The organism is Cupriavidus basilensis (assembly GCF_029335485.1).
Classification (GTDB): domain Bacteria; phylum Pseudomonadota; class Gammaproteobacteria; order Burkholderiales; family Burkholderiaceae; genus Cupriavidus; species Cupriavidus basilensis_E.
The window spans coordinates 1-2,163 of the sequence record NZ_JARJLM010000415.1 but is presented as its reverse complement, the minus strand read 5'-3'; the positions used below and the strand labels follow the sequence as shown (position 1 = coordinate 2,163).

Here is a 2,163-nt window from a genome sequence, read left to right as displayed (position 1 = left end):
CTATCGCCGGCTCGCCGAGCGCTATGCCGGCCAGGCCGCCCCTGCCGATGCCGCCGCCCGCCGCGCGCGCTTCGCCGAGATCGCGGCCATTTCGGCCGCGCCGGACCCGGAAGGCATCACGGCCACCGACCTGGAAATCCCGCTGCCGGGCCGTACCCTGGCGGCGCGCCTGTTCCGTCCGGTGGGGGTGGCCGCGCCGCGCCTGATCGTCTATTTCCACGGTGGTGGCTGGGTGGTCGGCTCGCCTGACACGCATCACGGCGTGGCGGCGCTGATGGCCGCGGACACGGGCTGCGCGGTAGCCAGCGTCGATTACCGCATGGCTCCGGAACATCCCTTTCCGGCACCTTGCGACGATGCACTCGGGTCGGTGCTGTGGTTCGCCGAGCAGCGTGTGCGGCTGCGCCTGGACCCGGGTTTCCTGGCCGTGGCCGGCGACAGCGCCGGCGGGCACCTGGCGGCGCAAGCGGCGCGCTGGGCCAACGCGCAAGGCCGTCCTGGCCTGGTCAGCGCCCAGTTGCTGATCTATCCGGTGGCGGCCCCGGTGCTTGCTACGGAGAGCTACCGCGCCTTTGCGGACGGCCCTGGCCTGACACGCGACGAAATGGCCTGGTTCTGGACCCAGTTCATCGGTGCCGAGCGCCTTGCCGAGGGCGCAGCCATCGAAGACACCCGCATTCACCTGATGGGCACCGCGCCGCGGCACCTGCCTCCCGCCAGCGTGGTGATAGTGGCCGCCCACGACGTGCTGCGCGACGACGGCCTGGCCTACGCCGACTACCTTGTGCGCTATGGCGCGCCGGTCATCACGCTCGAAGCGAGCGGCATGACCCACGGCTTTGCCCGCCTGCAGCCGGATGTCCCGCGCGCGCGAATGGATGCGCCGCGCAGCGCTGGCCTTCAAGGAACTGGCGGCGGATATCTAGATGGCCCGGCCGGCGTATCGCCCCCGCGCCGCCGGGTCTGCCACAAGAGCATCGGCAGCGACCGGCCATCCCGTAAAATGGCGGTCTTACGAGGATGACCATGACCGCATTGCAGAACGATACCTTCCTGCGCGCGCTGCGCCGGCAACCCACCGAGTACACCCCGCTGTGGCTGATGCGTCAGGCGGGGCGCTACCTGCCCGAATACAATGCCACGCGCGCCCGCGCAGGCAGCTTCCTCGGCCTGGCCAAGAACCCTGCCTACGCCACCGAGGTGACCCTGCAACCGCTCGCGCGCTATCCGCTCGACGCGGCCATCCTTTTCTCCGACATCCTGACCGTGCCCGACGCCATGGGCCTGGGGCTGTCGTTCGCGCAGGGCGAGGGCCCGCGCTTCGCCCACCCCCTGCGCACCGAGGGCGACGTCAGGAAGCTGGCGGTGCCGGACATGGCATCGCTGCGCTACGTGTTCGACGCGGTCAGCGAGATCCGCCGGGCGCTGGTGCAGGATGGCCGCCAGCGCGTGCCGCTGATCGGCTTCTCGGGCAGCCCCTGGACGCTGGCCTGCTACATGGTCGAAGGCGCGGGCTCGTCGGATTTCCGCACGGTCAAGGCGATGATGTACAGCCGCCCCGACCTGATGCACCGTATCCTGGAGATCAATGCCCAGGCGGTAGCGGCCTACCTGAATGCGCAGATCGAGGCGGGTGCGCAGGCCGTCATGCTGTTCGACACCTGGGGCGGCATGCTGGCCGACGGCATGTACCAGGCCTTCTCGCTGGCCTATATGCGCCGCGTGCTGGCAGGGCTGAAGCGCGAGCATGACGGCCAGCAAGTGCCGGCCATCGTGTTCACCAAGGGCGGCGGCCTGTGGCTCGAAGAGCTCACCGATATCGGCGCCGACGCGCTGGGCCTGGACTGGACCGTCAACCTGGCCCAGGCGCGCCGCCGTACCGGTGGCCGCGTCGCCCTGCAAGGCAATATCGATCCCAATGTGCTGTTTGCGCCGGAAGCGGCCATCCGCGAGCAAGTGCGTGGTGTGCTCGATAGCTATGCCGCCGGCGGCGGCAGCGACGGACACGTTTTCAATCTCGGCCATGGCATTTCCCAGTTCACGCCGCCCGAGCATGTGACCGTGCTGGTGGACGAGGTGCATGGCTACAGCCGGAAGCTTCGTGCCACGGCCAAGTGACAGGCAGTGCATGCCTTCCCTCCCACCGGGGGATACCGCCTGTGC

1 protein-coding gene and 1 pseudogene are annotated in these 2,163 nt (G+C 69.5%); both read left to right on the top strand.

The features are described from left to right. Positions 1 to 926 (top strand): annotated as a pseudogene (locus P3W85_RS24545) (alpha/beta hydrolase); the annotation flags it as partial. 94 nt (positions 927 to 1,020) lie between these two features. Next, the gene (gene hemE / locus P3W85_RS24540) at positions 1,021 to 2,118 is read left to right on the top strand and encodes a uroporphyrinogen decarboxylase (RefSeq protein ID WP_276266686.1); all 1,098 of its coding nucleotides are present in this window, start codon (positions 1,021 to 1,023) and stop codon (positions 2,116 to 2,118) included. Positions 2,119 to 2,163: the final 45 nt, after the last annotated feature.

What these genes read in the sequence shown, in the direction of transcription:
- hemE (WP_276266686.1), top strand. Translation starts at nt 1,021, where the DNA reads ATGACCATGACCGCATTGCAGAACGATACCTTCCTGCGCGCGCTGCGC.